Annotated in this window: 19 protein-coding genes; 7 read left to right on the top strand and 12 right to left on the bottom strand. The window is 46.4% G+C overall.

Going from position 1 to position 20,142, the window contains the following annotated elements; genetic code table 11:
* Positions 1-33: 33 nt before the first annotated feature.
* The 6 genes from azoR to RA178_RS01755 form a co-directional block, all read right to left on the bottom strand.
* Positions 34-630 carry an FMN-dependent NADH-azoreductase gene (azoR, locus tag RA178_RS01780; RefSeq protein WP_173242729.1) on the bottom strand — a complete coding sequence of 199 codons (597 nt, stop codon included), beginning with the start codon at positions 628-630 and terminating at the stop codon, positions 34-36.
* A gap of 181 nt (positions 631-811) precedes the next feature.
* A complete protein-coding gene (locus RA178_RS01775; protein ID WP_212600267.1) occupies positions 812-1,249 on the bottom strand; it encodes a thioesterase domain-containing protein in 438 nt (145 codons plus the stop codon).
* Between the two features lie 91 nt (positions 1,250-1,340).
* A complete protein-coding gene (gene dtd, locus RA178_RS01770) occupies positions 1,341-1,778 on the bottom strand; it encodes a D-aminoacyl-tRNA deacylase (protein ID WP_131524019.1) in 438 nt (145 codons plus the stop codon).
* 16 nt (positions 1,779-1,794) lie between these two features.
* Positions 1,795-2,400 (bottom strand): hypothetical protein, encoded by a 606-nt coding sequence (locus RA178_RS01765; protein WP_219234718.1) that lies wholly within the window; start codon positions 2,398-2,400, stop codon positions 1,795-1,797.
* The gene (locus tag RA178_RS01760) at positions 2,397-3,350 is read right to left on the bottom strand and encodes an alpha/beta fold hydrolase (RefSeq protein ID WP_263140785.1); all 954 of its coding nucleotides are present in this window, start codon (positions 3,348-3,350) and stop codon (positions 2,397-2,399) included. Before RA178_RS01760 ends, RA178_RS01765 begins: the two co-directional genes overlap by 4 nt.
* Before the next feature lie 35 nt (positions 3,351-3,385).
* Entirely contained in the window at positions 3,386-4,357 is a 972-nt protein-coding gene (locus RA178_RS01755; protein WP_212600263.1) for a virulence factor BrkB family protein, read from the bottom strand.
* Positions 4,358-4,438: 81 nt separating this feature from the next.
* Between RA178_RS01755 and RA178_RS01750 the strand changes: the two genes are divergently transcribed.
* The 5 genes from RA178_RS01750 to RA178_RS01730 all read left to right on the top strand — a co-directional run bounded on the left by RA178_RS01750 (position 4,439) and on the right by RA178_RS01730 (position 9,003).
* Positions 4,439-4,660, top strand: a complete 222-nt coding sequence (locus tag RA178_RS01750; RefSeq protein ID WP_006079786.1) for a hypothetical protein — start codon at positions 4,439-4,441, stop codon at positions 4,658-4,660.
* Between the two features lie 28 nt (positions 4,661-4,688).
* On the top strand, positions 4,689-5,342 hold the full coding sequence (locus RA178_RS01745) for a DUF2959 domain-containing protein (RefSeq protein ID WP_105251124.1): 654 nt from the start codon (positions 4,689-4,691) through the stop codon (positions 5,340-5,342).
* A 266-nt stretch (positions 5,343-5,608) separates the two neighbouring features.
* Positions 5,609-6,823, top strand: a complete 1,215-nt coding sequence (locus tag RA178_RS01740) for a 4Fe-4S binding protein (RefSeq protein ID WP_113941332.1) — start codon at positions 5,609-5,611, stop codon at positions 6,821-6,823.
* Between the two features lie 282 nt (positions 6,824-7,105).
* Positions 7,106-7,522, top strand: coding sequence for a hypothetical protein (locus RA178_RS01735; protein WP_105251122.1), 417 nt, complete (start codon positions 7,106-7,108; stop codon positions 7,520-7,522).
* A 455-nt stretch (positions 7,523-7,977) separates the two neighbouring features.
* Positions 7,978-9,003, top strand: coding sequence for a GGDEF domain-containing protein (locus RA178_RS01730; protein WP_198572511.1), 1,026 nt, complete (start codon positions 7,978-7,980; stop codon positions 9,001-9,003).
* Between the two features lie 111 nt (positions 9,004-9,114).
* On the opposite strand, the gene typA is transcribed toward RA178_RS01730, so the two are convergent.
* The gene (typA, locus tag RA178_RS01725) at positions 9,115-10,926 is read right to left on the bottom strand and encodes a translational GTPase TypA (RefSeq protein WP_105251119.1); all 1,812 of its coding nucleotides are present in this window, start codon (positions 10,924-10,926) and stop codon (positions 9,115-9,117) included.
* Positions 10,927-11,937: 1,011 nt separating this feature from the next.
* On the opposite strand from typA, the gene glnA reads away from it, so the two are divergent.
* Positions 11,938-13,347: a glutamate--ammonia ligase gene (glnA, locus tag RA178_RS01720; RefSeq protein WP_113941334.1), complete on the top strand. Its 1,410-nt coding sequence runs from the start codon at positions 11,938-11,940 to the stop codon at positions 13,345-13,347.
* Positions 13,348-13,675: 328 nt separating this feature from the next.
* Here glnA and RA178_RS01715 read toward each other — a convergent pair whose 3' ends face one another.
* The 3 genes from RA178_RS01715 to RA178_RS01705 form a co-directional block, all read right to left on the bottom strand.
* Positions 13,676-14,548, bottom strand: a complete 873-nt coding sequence (locus RA178_RS01715) for an immunity protein TsiV2 protein (RefSeq protein WP_306684272.1) — start codon at positions 14,546-14,548, stop codon at positions 13,676-13,678.
* 183 nt (positions 14,549-14,731) lie between these two features.
* Positions 14,732-15,604: an immunity protein TsiV2 protein gene (locus RA178_RS01710; protein ID WP_306684270.1), complete on the bottom strand. Its 873-nt coding sequence runs from the start codon at positions 15,602-15,604 to the stop codon at positions 14,732-14,734.
* Positions 15,605-15,773: 169 nt separating this feature from the next.
* Positions 15,774-16,646 (bottom strand): immunity protein TsiV2 protein, encoded by an 873-nt coding sequence (locus RA178_RS01705; protein ID WP_306684269.1) that lies wholly within the window; start codon positions 16,644-16,646, stop codon positions 15,774-15,776.
* A 492-nt stretch (positions 16,647-17,138) separates the two neighbouring features.
* Here RA178_RS01705 and RA178_RS22130 point away from each other — a divergent pair, with 492 nt between their 5' ends.
* Positions 17,139-17,462, top strand: coding sequence for a YceK/YidQ family lipoprotein (locus tag RA178_RS22130; protein WP_212600259.1), 324 nt, complete (start codon positions 17,139-17,141; stop codon positions 17,460-17,462).
* A gap of 165 nt (positions 17,463-17,627) precedes the next feature.
* Here RA178_RS22130 and RA178_RS01695 read toward each other — a convergent pair whose 3' ends face one another.
* Together RA178_RS01695 and RA178_RS01690 are read right to left on the bottom strand one after the other, a co-directional pair.
* Complete coding sequence (locus RA178_RS01695; RefSeq protein ID WP_105251112.1) at positions 17,628-18,749, bottom strand: aminotransferase class V-fold PLP-dependent enzyme; 1,122 nt, start codon at positions 18,747-18,749, stop codon at positions 17,628-17,630.
* Between the two features lie 4 nt (positions 18,750-18,753).
* Complete coding sequence (locus RA178_RS01690; RefSeq protein ID WP_105251111.1) at positions 18,754-19,932, bottom strand: PrnB family protein; 1,179 nt, start codon at positions 19,930-19,932, stop codon at positions 18,754-18,756.
* Between the last annotated feature and the right edge of the window lie 210 nt (positions 19,933-20,142).

The following is a 20,142-nucleotide window of genomic DNA, read 5'->3' as shown; positions in this document are numbered from 1 at the left end:
TAAATCAAATGACTCAGCTAATCAACGGAACAATTAAGCCTGCAGCAGATCTATGCTGTGTTTCGCTTCGCCCATGCCTTTATCGTGTGCTTCAGGGCCCATATTCAGTGCTTCGGCGTAAACCACTTCAACATTGGTGATACCCATAAAGCCTAAAACCGTTTTCAAGTAAGGTACAACGTGATCTGTTGGGCCATCTTTATGAGCGCCGCCACGGGTCGTCACTAACACAGCGCGTTTACCTTCCACTAATCCTTTTGGACCCGTTTCAGTATAAGTAAAAGTCACACCGGCACGGGCGACAAAATCGATCCAGTTTTTAAGTTGAACCGGAATAGTAAAGTTGTACATAGGTGCAGCGATAACAATCGTATCGTTCGCTTTTAATTCAGCGACTAAGGTATCTGATAAGGCGAGCATTTCTTGCTGACGTGCCGATAATTCTGCACCACCGCGTAACCCAGAAGCGATTTCACCGTCCACCATAGGCAGTACGTCTTTACCGCCTAAATCACGCACTGTAATAGCGGCGCCTTGGGTTTCCCAGTGACTCGCTAAGTGATCAATTAACACGGCAGATTGTGAATAACCGCCAAGAATGCTTGATTTTAAAATTAAGACTTTAGACATAATCTGCTCCGAAAATAGGTAAATGACTCAGAGTCAGATGGAATATCTCAACTCTATGACGCTAGTGTATTAGCCCATAAAAAAGAAATAAAGCGGATAAAATCTGAGATTAGCTTCGATTTTTTAGAAAGGTTATACGTCATCTTCGACGTACAGATACACTAAGCCACTTTCGATGCATTCATACTTTCGACGTACTAACATACAGGCCTTCAAAAACCGCACACAGTGAATCCATACAATACAATTGCACTTCCAGCTTCACCTTAACCCTGCGCCCCCTTTGTAACGGGCTGAGATCCACATCTGGCCATTGTACTTTTACCACAGGGTCACAAGTCACAGGAGCAAGATAACGAATATGGGCATCGGCGAGCACAATATCACCCGCCACGCCCACTAACTGTTGATTTAGCCACACGGCACCCCAGCCCGTTAAGGTCATCAAGGTATAAATACTGCCCGCAAACATGGTCTGATGCAGATTAATATTGGGCATCATCGGCGCTGTGACTCGAAATTCTCCCTCGCTGTAATCGAGTGGCATTATCTGCATAAACTCGCTAACGGGGATCGTACTGTGCCAAGTCTGGCGTAATTTAATGAGTAATTGATCCATGTGCATTCCCTTAATACTCCCTCTTGGTACAAGCGACACTGATTATGCCTAGCCCCCCATCACCTAGACCCCTAGATAAACATCACGGAAGCTACACCTGCAGATTAAAGGTCACTGGGCCATCATTGACTAAGGACACTTGCATATCGGCGCCGAACTGTCCTGTTTCTGTGTGAACGCCCTTAGCGCGGCAGAATGCGACAAACTCTTCATACAAGCCTAAGGCTTGTTCCGGCGTACCCGCCCCTGAAAAACTCGGCCTCAAGCCTCGGCCTGTATCAGCGGCCAAGGTAAATTGTGACACGACTAATAAAGACCCGCCGACTTGTTCTAGATTGAGATTCATCTTGCCATTTTCATCGGAAAAAACGCGATAACTCATGACTTTAGTCGCCAACTTTTCCATCTTCTCGCGGGTATCTTCTTGCTCGACACCGAGCAGAACCAACAAGCCTTTATTGATTTCACCTAGGGTTTGGTTATCAACCACCACACTGGCGCGACTCACTCTTTGAATTAAAGCAATCACAACTTTTCCTTTTAGATTAAGGCTTAACGGGAACCATTTGCGGCATTAGCGGTAACGGGCGGATATATTGCTCTACGCCATCAGGCAAAGATTGTACGACCTGCGCTAAGCCGCCGTTCGTCCACAGCATAAAGCGACGTAATTCTTCTATTTCAATACGGTCGGCAAAGGTCACTGTACCTTGCACTTGAATCACTGCGCCTTGGTCCAACAACACAAACTTGGCAAAATTAAGCTTCTGATTCAAGGTGCCAATCACGGCAGGCAACTCTTGGCTAGCCTGCAATTGCGGGTGCACAGCATAGAAGCGATTCATTAAAATACGGTCAATTCCCGCTGAATTGATACTCGGCTCAAGCAAGAATTGGTTATTGCCAAACTGCACAGCAACTTTAGTCGGCGCAACTTGGGTGGCCAGATAATTTGCGTTAATCAGTGCTTGGTACAAGCGATCAGCGGCAGTTTCATTGGTCAACCCACCGAGTTCAACAACTTTGGGCGCGACAGGGGCACTCACGACCTCCTGAGTCGCCACTGGGTCAATCGCGCTGGTTTGCGAGGGCGCCGTAGCGGCACAGGCGGTTAATCCGAGTAAACTGGCACTGATGAGCAATGTTTTCATTGTATTTCCCTTTGATGTATCCACGACCACATAGCATGGATTTCTGCTGTGACCGCCAAAAATAGAGACTCACTATTGAGCATATGTCCGCCATCGACAACAGATTGAATTGTAATAGCATGCTCCAACCCAGCCAAAAAATCGCGTAATAGCGTCGCTGGGCAAATCGCATCCTGCATTCCTTGCAATAACACACTACGCGCCTTCACTCTAGGCGTCACGCGCTGTAACACATTCATGGCATTGAAGTAATTATGTCGAGCAAAGTGTAACTCGATATTGGCTAATGCTAATACGGATTCGGGTAACAGCCTTGGTAGCACTAACCTCGCCCCCGCAAGCTGCAACTCCCACTGTACCCAACGCCGCGCAAAATGGTATCGCACATATTCATCTGCCGATGCCAAACCTTGATGGTACGAATCCAGCAGTTCAGTCAGCGATAACTGAACCGGAAAAATGTCATTGAAGAGTCGATAAGCCGCAGGTTGCAATTTTGCAGCGCCGTCAGCGCCATAGAGCCAGTCGAGACCTTCTTTGGATGGAATAAATAACGCCCACAGTACCTGTGCAATCACCCGCTCTGGGAATAATCCGCTGTAAATTAAGCCTAATGTGGCCCCAAAAGAGCCGCCTGCTAAACACCAACGCTCAATACCCAATGCAAGGCGAATCGCCTCAATATCGCTAATCAAACCCGTGAGATGGTTATTTGCTAAATCACCAAAGGGTAAAGATTGTCCAGACCCGCGTTGATCTAAAAGCAAAATCCAATATTGAGCGCCATTAAATAAAGCTAAATCACTGATATCACAACCCGCTCCCGGACCGCCGTGCAAATACAGCAGTGGGATACCTTGTGGATTACCGTATTGCGCCAGATGCAATTGCTGACCATTGCCAACGTTAAACCAGTCGCGACGGATAAAAGATGGGAAGGATTCAGGCATTCAGTGTCATCGCCATTAATAATCCTCTAATGGGGTCATTCAGATTTAGCCACCGCCTTGAGTGCCGTCACCTCAGCCGAAGTTAACACCGCAGCGGAATTATCTTGGGAGGCATTTTCTAGAGGCTTAGCATTCAGAGCTGTTTCGTCATCATCTGAGCTCGACTCATAATCTAAATATTCAGGCATCGCGGCGGTAATTTCCGCGCCGAGTAATACTATCATCCACGATAAATACACCCAGACAAAGATAATGGGGATCACGGCTAAAGCACCATAAATCGCTTCATAACTCGGAAACTGAGTGACATACAAAGCAAAGGCTTTTTTACCTAACTCAAACAAGATTGCGGCAACAATCGCCCCTAATAGTGCATGTAGAAACTTCACTTTTTGATTAGGCACCACCATATACAACAGCAAGAATGCCGCAACTGAGAACAGCATGGGCAAACGCTCAAGAAACACGGGCACCACACCCGACAACTGACCATCAAAAACCTTCAATGACACCACGTAGGAAGTGGCAACCAAACTGGCCCCCACCAATACCGGGCCCAAAGTGATGACCATCCAATACATAGAAAAAGCCACCACCACTGAACGCTTCTCTTTAGTACGCCAAATGTTATTGAGCGATTTATCAATGGCAGAAATCAGCAAAATGGCAACCACAACTAAGGCCGCAATCCCAACCGCAGTCCCCTTAGAGGCATTGGCCACAAACTCATTGATATACACTTGCACAGTATCGCCAGCGGCGGGTAAAAAATTCTGATAAACGAAACCTTCTATCTGTCCACGTATCCCCTTAAATACCGGAAAAGCTGACAGCATAGACATAGTCACCGCCACCATAGGCACGAGTGACAACAGTGTGACATAGGCTAAATGTCCGGCGCGGATATTGATTTGATCTTCAACTAAACGCCGTCTCAAATGCAGCAGGAAGTGCCAGATCCCGAGGAATAAGGCGCGAATTTGTGCCAGTTCTATCTTCTTAGTCACGGGTTTCTCTTGATTCTGTTGGTATAGACTCGTTATCTTCGTACAATAAACACTTAATTTACAAGTCTAAGGAGTGAATTGATGTCTCAACAAGGATCTGCAGGTAACGTTATTTCCGCTATTGCTAGCCTATTTTTTCCTGGGCTAGGCCAATTATTGCAAGGCCGAATAATGGCCGCACTGTTATTTTTCATTATCACAGTGGTGGGTTATGCCCTCTGGTGGCTGATTGTGCCTGCGGTAATAGGTGCTATCTTTCATCTGTGGAGCATTATCGATGCGGCGCGATTTAAAGCCGATTAATTAATTTCATTCAGCGACGGAACACCCAATGAAAAGACTGATAGCTTCAGGGCTGATTGCCACAAGTCTCCTGCTTAGTGGTTGCCAGAGTGCCTACTACGGCGCAATGGAAAAGGTCGGTTACCATAAACGCGATATTATGGTCGACAGAGTTAAAGATGCGAAAAAATCCCAACAGGATGCTCAAAAAGAGTTCAGCTCAGCCCTAGAAGAAATGCAAGCACTGCTCAATTACAGTGATGGCAACTTAGAAAAAGCCTATAGCAGAGCCAAAGATGAATACGAATCGGCTCAAAGTGCCGCCGATAACGTCAGCAACCGCATCAATAAAGTCGAAGATGTAGCCGAAGCCCTATTCGATGAGTGGCAAAATGAAATTAGCGAGATCAGTAAAGCTAATCTACGCCGCAACAGTGAAGCTAAACTCAAAGAAACGCGCCGCGCCTATGAACAATTGATTAAAAGTATGCGCCGTGCCGAGTCGAAAATGCCGCCGATACTCACCGCTATGAAAGACAATATGCTGTATCTCAAGCATAACTTGAACGCCCAAGCCATTGGTGCGATTAAAAGCGAATTTGCGAGTCTGCAAACCGATATTTCGGCCCTGATTAAAGAGATGAACACCTCGATTAACGAATCGAGCAAATTTATCGAAGCACTCGAAAAATCAAAAAATTAATCCAAATGCCCCACTGAACGCCTAAGCCCTAGCAAAATAAATTGCTGGGGCTTTTTATTCTTTGTGTGACCTCGCACGCTGTCCCTGCAAGCCATACTTTATTTGTGCAAGACTAAAACACTTAGCTTTGTGAGCTATGGCGCGCTTTAATTGATTGATAGCGCGAATCTTAGATCTGACGCACAATTTCACTTATTACTCAAAAACTTATCCTCAGTTCACCACTCAGAGCCTGTACTTGTAACTTATTAGCTGTATTCATCACTATGACTTTTATCGAATCACTCACGCTGATGTTGGCACTCATGTATCTCGCCTCCCTCAGCTATTGGAGCGGCCAGAAATGGGGCGCTGTCGCCACTCTGTTGCTCAGTATCGGTGCGGTGGCAATGAGTCTTTATTGGCCACTGGCTCTCGGGCTTCTTATTGCACTACCACTGATGCTACTTGGGCATAAATTTGCGCCTGATGCACTCAAGGGTGAAATTAAAATCAATACCCTTCGTGAAGGGACTCAACATGTCTTAGCGCTATCGCTCTTACTGGTTGCCATACAATACACAATCAATACCGTACTGCTTAAGCAAGGAATCACACCTTGGCTAATGCGCCCAGACGTAGTCGATGCCTTTTTACCGATTGCGGGTGGCATTGAGCTTAAGGCCATTATCAGCCTCAATTTGTGGGATCAAACCCATCCTGCGGCAGCAGTCATGCTAGCGGCGGTATTACTCACAGGTTTACTCTGCAAGCGGGCATTTTGCGGTTGGGCTTGCCCATTAGGTCTGGCAGGGGAATATCTGTATTCCTTTAGAAAACGCTTTATTAAATCAGAGCTTGCACCACCCGCTTGGCTAGATTGGCCACTGCGAATGTTGAAATATCTATTACTCCTAGCACTTTGCTACATAGTCATTGGTATGCCAGCACAATCCATCCCCCATTATCTTGAAGGTAATTATCATAAGATTGCCGACTTGAAGATGGCATTGTTCTTCCTAACACCCAGCCTAATCACGCTACTGGTATTTGCGCTGATCCTCGCTTTAGCTGCATGGCGTCGTCAGGGATTCTGCCGTTACTTGTGTCCCTATGGCGCTATGCTTGGGATCTTAAGCTTTGCGAGCCCATTAAAAATCCGCCGCAATACCCAGCACTGCCTTATCGAAGCAAAAGGGATGAAATGCGACAAGTGTACCCGCGCTTGCCCAGCAAACATCATAGTGCACACTAAAACCACGGTTCGCAGTGACGAGTGCCAAGCCTGCATGCGCTGTGTCGCGGCTTGCCCTAAATCTGCCGCCCTCGGCCTTGGGCTGAAATCCGGCCATAGACTCGGTCATAAGGGATTGCTCGCATTAGTGCTCATTGCATTATTTATCCTACCGCTGGGCGCTTACTTAGCGGGGTTCTGGCATAGCCAAACACCAGACAACATCCGCATGGAATTGATCCAAGTGATTAATAGAATTGGGCACTAGAATACGCGACATCACTAGAACACCTAAAATGACACATATAATGGGATCCAATTGCGATGGAATAAAACACTAACGAAATTGGAAAACAGCAGCAGATAAGACTAGAAAACCTCAAAATGGAAACCTTTATGTACAACTAAAGGTTGACCCACTTAGTAGGAGCAATCTGAAAGGATTAAAATAAAATCATATAGAACAGATGCTTAATTGACACAAAATCTAATTACTGGTCTAATTCGCGCGCATTTAATAAAGGAATGTATTAACCAAAGGAATTATTGTGTGAAAAAATCATTATTGATCGCTCTTACTGCTCTGCCATTATTTGCTTATGCTGGCCCATTCGATTCAATCGTTAAATCAGCAACTCAATCTGTCACTGACACAGTGAATGATACGGCAACCAATGCGTTAGACAGCGCAACGAATGAAGCGATTAAAAATACATTCGGCATTAAAGAAGGCTCAACCAAGCAAACAATCACTGAAAAATTAGGTGCGCCTGCTAGCACTTATAATGAAGCGGATCTAGAAGTTTGGGCCTATGATCTTAGTGCGTTAAATGCAGCTTCTCCAATGCTGGCAGAAACCACTAAGACTTTGCTCAAAGATAATGAAGTCGCTCAGAAAAATGTGACTATCAGCTTCAAAGGTGAAAGTGTCAATGCGGTAAAATTGGCAGATAAAGCTAAGTCATAAGCTTGACGCTCACTCGATAGGGCTCTAAGTCCTATCGAGTATCCCGACGTCCTCGGCCGCACCACAGCGAGATAGGCGTTAGCAATAAAGCAACTGCCAAATACTATCCAGAAAAGACCTCACGTGCCGCCTAGTGACACACTCAGCTAACGCAATCCAGTAACCTCTCATCAGCAGTCCCTGCTAAGCAATACCAACAAGCTTTGCCTGATTTTGAATAATCCCAACAGGCTGTGTTAAATAATACTTGGGCTAAATGATACATTAAGTGAATACAAAACAATTTTGTCTCACAGACCATACTGCAGATACTGGCTTACATCACCCTCTGCAGTATTTTTAATATATATGTCATAAAATTGATTACAATCAGGCAACAGCTAGACTTTATCGCAGATAATATTCCTATACGGATATTAGGAAAATGGTTTTATGTTCCCCAACGGAGCTAACCTATGCGACCCGACCGACAGCAATTGATCCATTCGTTATTTGACGAATATATTGAGATGTATGCCTCCCGTGATGACAGGCTAACTCGTCGCTTTAGTGATAACTTTAGCGGCTATGCAGGGAGCAGTGACCAGCTTGTCACCAGCAGGGAAGAATGGGTGCGAATCACTCGTCAAGACTTTGCACAAGTGCCTGAGCGAATCCACATCGAAATGTTAGATCTTTCTTTACAAGATCTTGCCGACAACCTCGTGGTTGTGACTGCCTTTTTCCATATCCACTTACCTATCCCTAATCCTATGCTTTCCCGCGAGACAGCACGGCTAGTGTTGATATTTCACCGAGAAAACAACGACTGGATGATTGTCCACAGTGGCATATCCATCCCCTACGGCTTAGCCCACAAAGGGGAAATTTACCCGATCGCGCGATTAGAGGAACGTAACGTCGAACTTGAATCCATGATCACAGCTCGAACCAGTGAACTGGCAGAAGCCAATAGGCAACTTGAAATACTCAGCAATACCGACGGTTTAACCAATATAGGCAATCGCCGCCTATTTGACATGATGTTACAAACAGAGTGGAGTCGAGGACAAAGGAGTAATTCCTCACTGGCCCTCATCATGCTCGATATTGACCACTTTAAACAATTTAACGATCACTATGGCCACCTCGCCGGAGATGATTGCCTTAAACAATTAGCGAGTACACTATCCCAGTCCGGTCGCAGAGCGGGCGAATTAGTCGCTCGCTACGGCGGCGAAGAATTTGTCATTCTATTACCTAATGTAGATAATCAAACCGTACTTGAGACAGCGCAGCATATACATCAGTTGATCCAAGCCATTGCCATTCCGCATGCAAATACCGACCTTGGGATTGTGACAGTGAGCGCAGGCGTCGCCTATCTGCAACCCTCTAACAAACAAAATGCTTTAGAACTCGTTCGCCAAGCGGACGCCGCGCTCTACCGCGCAAAATCCGCTGGCCGCAATTGCATACGGGTGATGGATGAGGACTACTAATACCCATTACTCAATTTATCCCAACAAAAAGCCCCGCACAGTTTCCTATGCAGGGCTTTTTAAACCGATTGACTCACCTTAAGGGCGTGTCACCTGAGTTAACAGGTGGCATTAACCGCGGTTAAAGCGCTTACGATCGTTTTCAGTCAAGTGTCTCTTACGAACACGAATGTTCTTAGGCGTTACTTCAACTAATTCATCATCATCGATGAACTCAAGCGCTTGCTCAAGTGTCATTGTGATTGGCGTAGTCAACACTTGGGCTTCGTCAGTACCAGAAGCACGCATGTTGGTCAGCTGCTTACCTTTCAAACAGTTAACAGTCAGATCGTTTGAGCGAGCGTGAATACCAACCACTTGGCCTTCGTATACTTCAGCGGCGTGGCCGATAAAGAGACGACCGCGATCTTGCAGACCGAACAGTGCGAAGGTCAGAGCCTTACCCGTTGCGTTAGAGATCAATACGCCGTTAGCGCGTTGACCGATATCGCCACCTTTGTGCGGACCATAATGGTCGAATGAGTGATAAATTAGACCAGTACCAGAAGTCGCTGTCATAAACTCAGTTTGGAACCCGATTAAACCACGGCTTGGGATGATGAAGTCGATACGTACACGACCTTTACCATCAAGCTGCATGTCTTTCATTTCAGCTTTACGGGTACCTAATTTCTCGATTACTGTGCCTTGATCTTCTTCTTCAACGTCAACAGTCAACGTTTCAAATGGTTCACACAGTTCACCGTCGATAGTTTTCAGAATAACTTCTGGACGTGATACGGCTAACTCGTAACCTTCACGACGCATGTTTTCAATCAAGATTGATAAATGCAATTCACCACGGCCAGATACACGGAAGCGATCTGGACTTTCTGTTTCTTCAACACGCAGTGCCACGTTGTGGACTAATTCTGTTTGCAGACGCTCCAGAATGTTACGTGAAGTCACATACTTACCTTCTTTACCTGCAAAAGGTGAAGTATTAACTTGGAAAGTCATGGTCAGAGTAGGTTCATCAACAGTCAAAGGTGGCATAGCTTCTACTGCACCAACGGCACAGATAGTGTCAGAAATTTTCAGCTCGCCTAAACCAGTGATAGCAACGATGTCGCCAGCGTTAGCAATTTCAACTTCAGTACGGTCTAGACCCATGTAACCTAATACTTGGCCCATTTTACCGTTACGAGTTTTGCCATCAGCGCCAATAATAGTCACTTGTTGGTTCGTTTTAACGCTACCACGCTTGATGCGGCCAATACCGATAACACCCACGTATGAGTTGTAGTCGATTTGCGAAATTTGCATCTGGAACGCGCCTTCGGCGTCAGCATCTGGGAAAGATACTTTTTCAACGATAGTTTGGAACAGCGGCGTCATATCATCGCTCGCTACATCCGGATCTAAAGTTGCAAAACCGTTTAACGCAGAAGCGTAAACGATTGGGAAATCTAGCTGCTCGTCAGTTGCACCTAAGTTATCGAACAGGTCGAATACTTGGTCAATAACCCAATCTGGGCGTGCACCTGGACGGTCAATTTTGTTGATAACAACGATTGGCTTTAGGCCTTGAGCAAACGCTTTCTTCGTTACGAAGCGAGTTTGTGGCATTGGACCGTCAACGGCATCAACTAGCAATAATACTGAGTCAACCATAGACAGAACACGCTCAACCTCACCACCGAAATCGGCGTGGCCTGGGGTATCAACGATGTTAATACGGTAGTCGTTCCACTTGATGGCAGTATTCTTTGCCAGAATCGTGATCCCACGTTCCTTTTCAAGATCGTTGGAGTCCATCACCCGCTCAGTGGCTTCTCCTCGGGTTGCAAGGGTGCCTGACTGTGACAGCAACTTGTCTACCAGGGTCGTTTTGCCATGGTCAACGTGTGCAATAATGGCGATGTTACGTAAATTCTCTAGCACGGATAAACCTCTTACCATCAAACAAAAATAGGGATATTTCAGTAATTCGTTATGGTGATCGAGCTCGATCTACCACAATAAAAAGCGTGCCATTCTACTCCAGAGCGGCCTTGGCGCACAGGATTATTTTTGAACACTTATAAAACAATTCGCCAATCCTTGGGTAATTTCCGCCAATCATCCACTGAATGAAATCCTCTATAGCCAGAGTTAACGCTCTGTTTAATTGCCATATTCGTAGGAAAAATCCGAGTTAAGCAGCTGAATTTGCTATTTTTCGTATTCAATGTTAGCACTGCTAATGTCGATTTAAGCATCAGTAAAATCGACTTAGATACAGAGAAATTACCACGTGAACACACTGCAATAAATTCTGCGGCACACTTAATCTAACGTTCATGTTGGCGTTTACACCCGATGGCATTAAGACTCACTTCATTGTCACGGGATACCTTTTTACGCATCACTGATTTCACTTGGCCTGTGAACAGCAAAGACATTTCGCACATGAGAACGAACTCTTTCCTAATAATATGATAATAAACCACTATTGGATTGATAATGCGTGGCATAGTTGGACAGACTAGCGTGGTTTTATGACAATTATGCGGCGGTTATGGTGGTGATAAATAGTCTCGTGCAGTGCTGCAAGTATGTGTGAGCTTCACAGAGGCGGTACTTACTGAGATAGTGAAAGCCAAAGCGTTATTGCCATCTCAGTGCCATATAAGCGGTGCATGTTATCGCTGTGCATCCCAGCTTAAGGTTTGCATGAATCAATTCAGTGCGCACCAAAATGGAGTAATGCACCAAAATGCCACAGACAAAAGCACTATTATGGTGCACACGCGAATCCAATTAAGTGCAACAAAGATTTTAAACCATGTTAATCAGTAAGTTAAATTATTGGCATGGATATCGCTTTATAGCTCGTAAGTTTGGCTCAAGATAAATCACTTGAGTTAAAAGATTATAGAAGGGGCATCCCTTTACCCTACCGGAGGCTTGAGAATGTCAGTTGAATCAGTTTTAAAGCAACTTGAAGAATTAGAAGTTAAGTTCGTTGATTTACGTTTTACCGACACTAAAGGTAAAGAGCAGCACGTATCTATTCCTTCTCATCAGGTAGATGCTGATTTCTTCGAAGACGGCAAAATGTTTGACGGTTCTTCTATCGCAGGTTGGAAGGGCATTAACGAATCAGACATGGTACTGATGCCAGATCCAACGACATTCGTACTGGATCCTTTCACCGAAGAAACCACAGCGCTGATCCGTTGTGACATTCTTGAACCCGGTACTATGACAGGTTACGACCGTGACCCACGCTCAATTGCTAAAAAAGCAGAAGCTTACCTGATCTCTACTGGTATCGCTGATACTGTATTGATTGGACCAGAACCAGAATTCTTCCTATTTGACGATGTCCGTTTCGGTACTGACATGTCAGGTTGTTTCGTTAAGATCGACGCTAAAGAAGCGGCTTGGAACTCAGGCACTAGCTACGAAGGCGGCAACACAGGTCACCGTCCATTTGTTAAAGGCGGTTACTTCCCAGTTGCACCGGTTGATTCATCACAAGACCTACGTAGCGCTATGTGTTTAGTGCTCGAAGAAATGGGCCAAGTGGTTGAAGCGCATCACCACGAAGTGGCGACTGCAGGTCAAAACGAAATCGCCACTCGCTTCAACACCTTGACTAAGAAAGCGGATGAAATCCAAATTCTGAAGTACGTAGTGCACAACATGGCACACGCTTACGGTAAGACGGCGACTTTCATGCCTAAACCCATCGTTGGTGACAACGGTAGCGGCATGCACGTTCACCAATCTCTGGCGAAAGACGGTGTTAACTTGTTCGCTGGCGACAAATACGCAGGTTTAAGTGAAACGGCTCTGTACTACATAGGTGGTATCATCAAGCACGCTCGCGCGCTGAACGCTTTCACTAACCCAAGCACTAACTCTTACAAGCGTTTAGTGCCACACTTTGAAGCACCTGTTATGTTGGCCTACTCTGCCCGTAACCGCTCTGCATCAATCCGTATTCCAGTGGTACCAAGCCCTAAAGGCCGTCGTATCGAAGCACGCTTCCCTGATCCACATGCAAACCCATACTTAGGTTTCGCAGCGCTGCTGATGGCGGGTCTTGACGGTATCCAAAACAAGATCCACCCAGGTGAAGCGATGGACAAAGATCTGTACGATCTGCCTCCAGAAGAAGCGGCTGAAATCCCACAAGTGGCAACGTCATTAGAAAACGCCCTTGAAAATCTGCAAGCTGACCATGAGTTCCTGACAAAAGGCGGCGTGTTCAGTGAAGATTTCATCCAATCTTATATCGTACTGAAAACAGCAGAAGCTGAGCGCGTAGCACGTACAACTCACCCACTTGAGTTTGAAATGTACTACAGCCTGTAATGGCTAGCGCTATACAACCGGCTCGCTTTATGTAATTGATACAGAAAATATAAAAGCCTCGATAGCAACGCTATCGGGGCTTTTTGTATTTTGAAGGTATATACAACTTTGATTCTGATTCAATCATCGCGTTGTTCTCTAAATAGGCATCATCGCCAACCACTCTTTTATCATTCATAGAAGGCACGCCAGACACCGCGGCAACAGCAGCAACAATAGAGATAGATGGTTAAAAACCGATTTAAACTATACGAGGGTGCGGCATAAAACCACCCATATAGTCGGAAGTTAACTACCGCGCCATTATTGTTAAGTGTCCAAGCTTTATTCAACTAGGCTGGGGATTGTCAGGGGTAAAATCTGCCAGTTGGGCAGGTTCGCCTGACTCAAATGACGCAAATGTTACGCCATCTAACACGCGCTCATTTTTAAATACACGGATTTCAGAATCAGGTAACTGCGTCATTAGCAATGACAAGATAGTGTGCATCTTATCCAATGGGCAATGAAGACGAATGCTTGCGCGTAAGCCCATTGTTCGTACATCCGATTGGCAGGCAATAAATGGACGATTCCGCGTTACCTTAATCAAATGACGATGCCCATTTTTTATAGGACTCTCGTAAGTAGTCTCTATATTTTTAAAACCGGTGAAGAAAAATGCCATCACAGCAAAACCACCCGCGCCGACCAAGGCGGCCGGGCCTAAAAAGGCCACCCCGACAATACAAACCACCCCCCCAAACCAAGCCAGCCCCCGCACTACCGCGTAGGCAGCATCCGGTATAACGTCATGATAGGTGGTAACTAACCCCTCGGTGGTAAGCCGATAATTGTACTGTTTGTCAGCCAACCAGAGGTAGCGCATAAATGGCCCAAAAATCATCGCTATGATGAGAAAATAATACCATTGCTCAAATCCATACCAGTATGTCACCAACCCAACTAGAGCCGTAATCCCGCACGGAATAAGGACCATGATCCACCCAATGCCATACACAGTCGCTACCTTAATATCCCACTCATAGAGGGTGGGCGCCTCACGCACCCGCTGCTGACGCAGCTTATTGAGCCGGTCTTGCTCCTCTTGGGGTAATTGCAGGTACTCACTGCGCGGCAGGTCTTCATACCGACTGTCGTCCAACGGTTGTGTCTCTTGCTCTGTCGACGCCAACTGCTGCGGCGCTGCTCTCTTATTCATATAGCTATTCCTTTGCTGTACCCACGGACTGCACGGTCATCGTTAACCTACCCACACAGCTCGTACTTAATGTTTTCTCACCCTTGACGACCTTGCCGCTAAAAAGTCTGTTAGCATCTTGGTGGCAAAGCTGTCACTGATGGACACCGAGTCTCGCGCCAATAACAGGCGCGAGAAAAAACGTTAACTGGGCTGGGTATTGTCAGGGGCAAAATCTGATAGTTGGGCTGGTTTGCCTGACTCAAATGACGCAAATGGTACGCCATCTAACACGCGCTCATTTTTAAATACACGGATTTCAGAATCAGGTAACTGCGTCATCAGCAATGACAAGATAATGTGCATCTTATCCAATGGGCAATGAAGACGAATGCTTGCGCGTAAGCCCATTGTTCGTATATCCGATTGGCAGGCAATAAATGGACGATTCCGCGTTACCTTAATCAAATGACGATGCCCATTTTTTATAGGACTCTCGTAAGTAGTCTCTACATTTTTAAAACCAGTAAAGAAAAATGCCATCACGGCAAAACTTCCTGCACCGACCAAGGCGGCCGGGCCTAAAAAGGCCACCCCGACAATACAAACCACCACTCCAAACCAAGCCAGACCCCGTACTACCGCGTAGGCGGCATCCGGAATAGCGTCATGATAAGTGGTGACCAGCCCCTCGGTGGTGAGCCGATAATGGTACTGTTTGTCTGCAAACCAGAGGTAACGAGCAGATAGGCACATAATTAGAGCCATGATGATTAACCCTATACCCAAGCTAGTATCGCCAGATAGCAAATAGCTCCCTATAAGTGCTAAACAGCCACACGGGATCAGGAAGGTTAACCAAAATAGACCATAGACAGTCGCCACCCGAATATCCCACTCATAAAGGGTGGGCGCCTCACGCACGCGCTGCTGACGTAGCTTATTGAGCTGGTCTTGCTCCTCTTTGGGTAATTGCAGGTACTCACTGCGCGGCAGGTCTTCATACCGACTGTCGTCCAACAGCTTTGTCTCTTGCTCTGTCGACGCCAACTGCTGCGGCGCTGCTCTCTTATTCATATAGCTATTCCTTTGCTGTGCCCACAGTACTGCATGGTCATCTTTAACCTACCCACACGGCTTGTACTTAATGTCTTCTCACCCTTGACGACCTCGCCGCTAAAGGTCTGTTAGCCTGCATCCAGATAATGGTCGTAATTAGCGCCAGTAACAGGCGCGAGAAAAAACGTTAACTGGGCTGGGTATTATCAGGGGTAAAATCTGACAATTGGACTGGTTCGCCTGACTCAAATGACGCAAATGGTACGCCATCTAACACGCGCTCATTTTTAAATACACGGATTTCAGAATCAGGTAACTGCGTCATCAGCAATGACAAGATAATGTGTATCTTATCCAATGGGCAATGAAGACGAATACTTGCGCGTAAGCCCATTGTTCGTACATCCGATTGGCAGGCAATAAATGGACGATTCCGCGTTACCTTAATCAAATGACGATGCCCATTTTTTATAGGACTCTCGTAAGTAGTCTCTATATTTTTAAAACCAGTAAAGAAAAATGCCATCACGGCAAAACCACCCGCGCCGACCAAGGCGGCCGGGCCTAAAAAGGCCACCCCGACAATACAAACCACCACCCCAAACCAAGCCAACCCACGCACTACCGCATAGGCTGCATCCGGAATCGCATCATGATAGGTGGTAACTAACCCCTCGGTGGTGAGTCGATAGTGGTACTGTTTGTCGGCCAACCAGAGGTAGCGGATAAATGGCGCAAAAATCAGTGCCATGAAAAAAAAACCATACCATTGGTCAGACTCATACCAGTACGCCACCAAGCCAATCAGCACCATTATCCCGCAGGGAATAATGACAACGAGCCACCCCATGCCATACACGGTCGCTACCCTAATATCCCACTCATAGAGGGTGGGCGCCTCACGCACCCGCTGCAGACGTAGCTTATTGAGCCGGTCTTGCTCCTCTTGGGGTAATTGCAGGTACTCACTGCGCGGCAGATCTTCATACCGGCTGTCGTTCAACGGTTGTGTGTCTTGCTCTGTCGACGCCGACTGCTGCGGCGCTGCTTTATTGTTCATCCTGTTACCTCTCGGTAGACTCTACTTGTAGCGTGGTCATCGCTAAGCAGTAAATCCAGCCATCCATTTTAAATCAGCAACATAATATGCTCTCGGCCTACCCTCAAGCGAATATTTACTGAAGCAGTTTTAAGGAAAGTAATAAAAGTAGCTAGATGGCCAGTGAGGGAAGTGGAGACTGATTTTAAAGAGTATGTTCAAAACTCATCTGAGTTCTGCGAGGGCACGGCATACAAACCTCCATGATTAATACCAATCCAAAACAATAGTCGCCGTTAACAACTAGGTTATTGAGGTTGGTTGTATCTCGTTTCTGTTGATGAATAATTGACAGATATAATCATATAGTTAGAATGCCAAGCTGTTGAAACAGAACAGGTTGGCGTCAAATGAAACCTGATCTGGTTCCACATCACTAACGCTCTCAGTTGATCAAGTGAGTAGATCATACCGAAGCAATGCAGTTTTTCACATATAAACAATGGAGTGGTTATGCGTTGGTTGACTTGGTTGGTCGTGTGCTGTTCTCTCACGGGATGCGCAACGATAACGTCGAGGATGGGAGAAGATTCAACTTGGGGCCACTCTTTCTCAAGTGTGCAAACGGCTGTTGATAATGGCGAGGAGTGTATGATGATCTCCGCGTTAGCGGCCCCACCCTTGCTGCTCTTTACCATCCCGCTGACACTCGTTGATATGAGCAGTGCGTTGATCATCGATACTGTTATGCTACCTGCAGATTTAGCGATCACGCCCAGCGATCCCAAGCTCCACACCCCGCGACCTATGGTCTGCCGCTATGACTATAAGATTTAAGCATGATCGCACCCAATAAATAACCTCAAGTTGCCCGTGTGGCGGTGAATTAACGCCGGCATACGGGAACGACCATGTCGCGGTTTGCCTCCCAGAGTGTTGTGCCTTGTTAGCTGTAATTACGTGGTACAACTTAGCCTAGCAAGCCATTTTAAATCATTTAAGTTAGCGATTTGCTTTAATCACATCAAGTAACAACTTGATATCAGCCATATTGTTATAAATATGCGGAGAAATCCGGATCCCCATACTGCGGGCGTCGACACTAATATTCGCGTTCGCCAATGCCGTCATCATTTGATGTTGCTGTTTACCAAACTGCAGAATAAGCGTGCCGCTGCGCTTTTCAGTATCCCGCGGCGACACAAACTCATGGTCGAGCTCTTGTGCCACGGCATCAATCAATTGCTGATTGTATTTACGCAGCAACGGAGTACCTAAACCAGCAAGATAATGAATGCTATGGGTGGCAATGGCATAAGGCGCGATTGATGGTGTCCCTCCCCAAAAGCGCAGTGCGGAATGCTGGTAACGAAAATCATGGATATCAAATTCGAACGGATTCTCGTGGCTAAACCAACCCACATCTTTAGGCTGACAACTCTCCAATATGGCGGGATTAACCCAAAGATAAGCAGCACCAGGGCCGCCGCAGAGCCATTTCACACTCGAACCGATTAAAAAATCGGGTTGTAGGCGCGCGAGATCCAGCGGAATAATCCCCGCCGATTGCGCGACATCCACTAAGCTCAAACAACCTCGCTCACGGGCTATAGTGAAAATATTGGCTAATGGCGCCTGCTGCCCCGTATTCGAGTAAGCATGGCTGACAAACACCAGATCCACATCGCGGCTGATATGCGTATCCCACACATTAGGGTCGGTGATATCGAGCCCTTTAGGAATAAAGCGTACTTCGCAACTGGCAGGCAGCGCTTTTTTAAGGGCAAAACCCATGCTGGGGAAATCAATCTCACTCATTAACACAACGGCGTGTTCGCGGTTCAATCTGTCGAGGGACATGACAATTTTAGTCAGCGCACTGGAAAGATTGACCTGAGGGCAAAAATCCTTTTGGTGGCCGTTAAATAGTTTAGATAAAGCAAAGGTAAAATCATCAATCACACCCAGCCACTGGCCCCAAGGTTCACGCCCCGACTCCTGCCAAGGCGCAAAAAAGGCTTCTTTAAAGACCTGCTCGGTCGATTTTAATGGCCGGCCAACGGAATGGTTTAATAGATATCCTGGACCTGCTAGGTAAAAGTCCTTTTTAAAATCTTCAAACATAGTGTTATCTCAAACTCTCTTTTAGTTTTTTAATATCACAATAACGAGTCCGAATATCGCTGCGCTGAGCGGCGGCGCGTCTGTCTCTGAGTCGCTCCAATGAGCCGAGTAGCACATGCAGTGGCGGACCACTGGCGGTGACTTTAGCTAAATGCTGCTGCTCCATACTTGTCGAAGGCTCAGCAATATATTTAGTCACTAACTCATTATGGTGCTGAATCGCAGTCTCGCCATGTAATTCGCAGACTTCGATGAAGAGTCGCAAGTTTTCTTGATACCAATCTTGGGTTGAGCAGTCTTTTGCCTGCAGGAAGTCATCCATCAAATTCGGCCGACGCATGCACTCGCGCAATATCTGCTGATCCTCTGGCATCATGTATAAAAACTTGTCCACCAGCATTTGCGAATAAGAAGCTTCGTTTGCAAAACAGAGACCTAGCGTTAAATCGATGACATTAATCCCAGCAAAATCCCCTGCATTGGCGCCGCGATAAATGACCGAGCCCACCCGATAAGGTTTGTAGTAAGGGCGAACACAGTAAAAGAAACGGTCAGTATCTAATCGGTTAAATAATTGAGTATTCGACTCAATCACATCTTGCAAGGCCTGTTTAGCGACTCGCAGTAAATCGTGGCTGATGGGATGGGAAATGCCCAAAGGCTGGATCTTCAATAGGGCATCGGCGGCGCGTTTATAGGCCAAAATGCCTTTAGTATTGTAATCCACAAACAGCTTTTCGGCGCTCAGATCGGTAAAGCGCTTATAAATGCCATTGTGGGCACGATTGTGCGTGGTTAAATGTGCGGTGGCAAAGCGCGGCGTGACGCCTATTGAAGCGCCAATATGCATGGCGAGCGCAGAAGCCTCAGCTAATGGCGATGTCGTTTCCCGCGAGGGCTCGGTAATTTCATGGCGCCGACAGGCCGCCATATACAAGCCCACATTGCCGAGTAAATCGAAGGCACTGTCGAAACCTTCATCAGTATTCCCCTCATCGAGCAAGGTCTTAATCAACTCTCGCCCTTCGCTCTCCAGCGCCAACTTAGCTTCTGCGCCGATATCGAGCACATTGGCCCGATCTGTTTGTTGGTAGTAAAGCTGTTCTAGCTCGGAATTGAGTTCCACAAAGCGGCTGCGGATCCAATCATCAAAGGCTTCGGTATTAAAGGTGGCAGGTTTCACGGGCTTATCCTTGAGTATTGTTATCGTTCTTTTAAACGGAGTGAGCTCAAAGCGTTAGCCCAATCCGTAAAACTCGTAACCAGAATGCAACTTATCGCCACGTGTTTCTAGCGTTAGGTCAAATTTCCGAAAAAACTAATGCCATTTTTTATTTACACCATGCGCCAGCGCAATTTTTCAAACACTTTTACTCCGCAGAATGTTCCTGAA

The sequence above is a fragment of the Shewanella oncorhynchi genome (assembly GCF_030848765.1).
GTDB lineage: Bacteria > Pseudomonadota > Gammaproteobacteria > Enterobacterales > Shewanellaceae > Shewanella > Shewanella oncorhynchi.
This window is presented reverse-complemented; position numbering and strand designations above follow the sequence as displayed.

Bases quoted from the DNA above. Each gene is read 5' to 3' on its own strand.
- RA178_RS01775 (WP_212600267.1), bottom strand. From the start codon at position 1,249: ATGGATCAATTACTCATTAAATTACGCCAGACTTGGCACAGTACGATC.
- RA178_RS01750 (WP_006079786.1), top strand. From the start codon at position 4,439: ATGTCTCAACAAGGATCTGCAGGTAACGTTATTTCCGCTATTGCTAGC.
- RA178_RS01765 (WP_219234718.1), bottom strand. From the start codon at position 2,400: ATGAAAACATTGCTCATCAGTGCCAGTTTACTCGGATTAACCGCCTGT.
- RA178_RS01705 (WP_306684269.1), bottom strand. From the start codon at position 16,646: ATGAACAATAAAGCAGCGCCGCAGCAGTCGGCGTCGACAGAGCAAGAC.
- RA178_RS01745 (WP_105251124.1), top strand. From the start codon at position 4,689: ATGAAAAGACTGATAGCTTCAGGGCTGATTGCCACAAGTCTCCTGCTT.
- RA178_RS01730 (WP_198572511.1), top strand. From the start codon at position 7,978: ATGCGACCCGACCGACAGCAATTGATCCATTCGTTATTTGACGAATAT.
- RA178_RS01760 (WP_263140785.1), bottom strand. From the start codon at position 3,350: ATGCCTGAATCCTTCCCATCTTTTATCCGTCGCGACTGGTTTAACGTT.
- RA178_RS01710 (WP_306684270.1), bottom strand. From the start codon at position 15,604: ATGAATAAGAGAGCAGCGCCGCAGCAGTTGGCGTCGACAGAGCAAGAG.
- glnA (WP_113941334.1), top strand. From the start codon at position 11,938: ATGTCAGTTGAATCAGTTTTAAAGCAACTTGAAGAATTAGAAGTTAAG.
- RA178_RS01715 (WP_306684272.1), bottom strand. From the start codon at position 14,548: ATGAATAAGAGAGCAGCGCCGCAGCAGTTGGCGTCGACAGAGCAAGAG.
- RA178_RS01740 (WP_113941332.1), top strand. From the start codon at position 5,609: ATGACTTTTATCGAATCACTCACGCTGATGTTGGCACTCATGTATCTC.
- RA178_RS01695 (WP_105251112.1), bottom strand. From the start codon at position 18,749: ATGTTTGAAGATTTTAAAAAGGACTTTTACCTAGCAGGTCCAGGATAT.
- azoR (WP_173242729.1), bottom strand. From the start codon at position 630: ATGTCTAAAGTCTTAATTTTAAAATCAAGCATTCTTGGCGGTTATTCA.
- RA178_RS22130 (WP_212600259.1), top strand. From the start codon at position 17,139: ATGCGTTGGTTGACTTGGTTGGTCGTGTGCTGTTCTCTCACGGGATGC.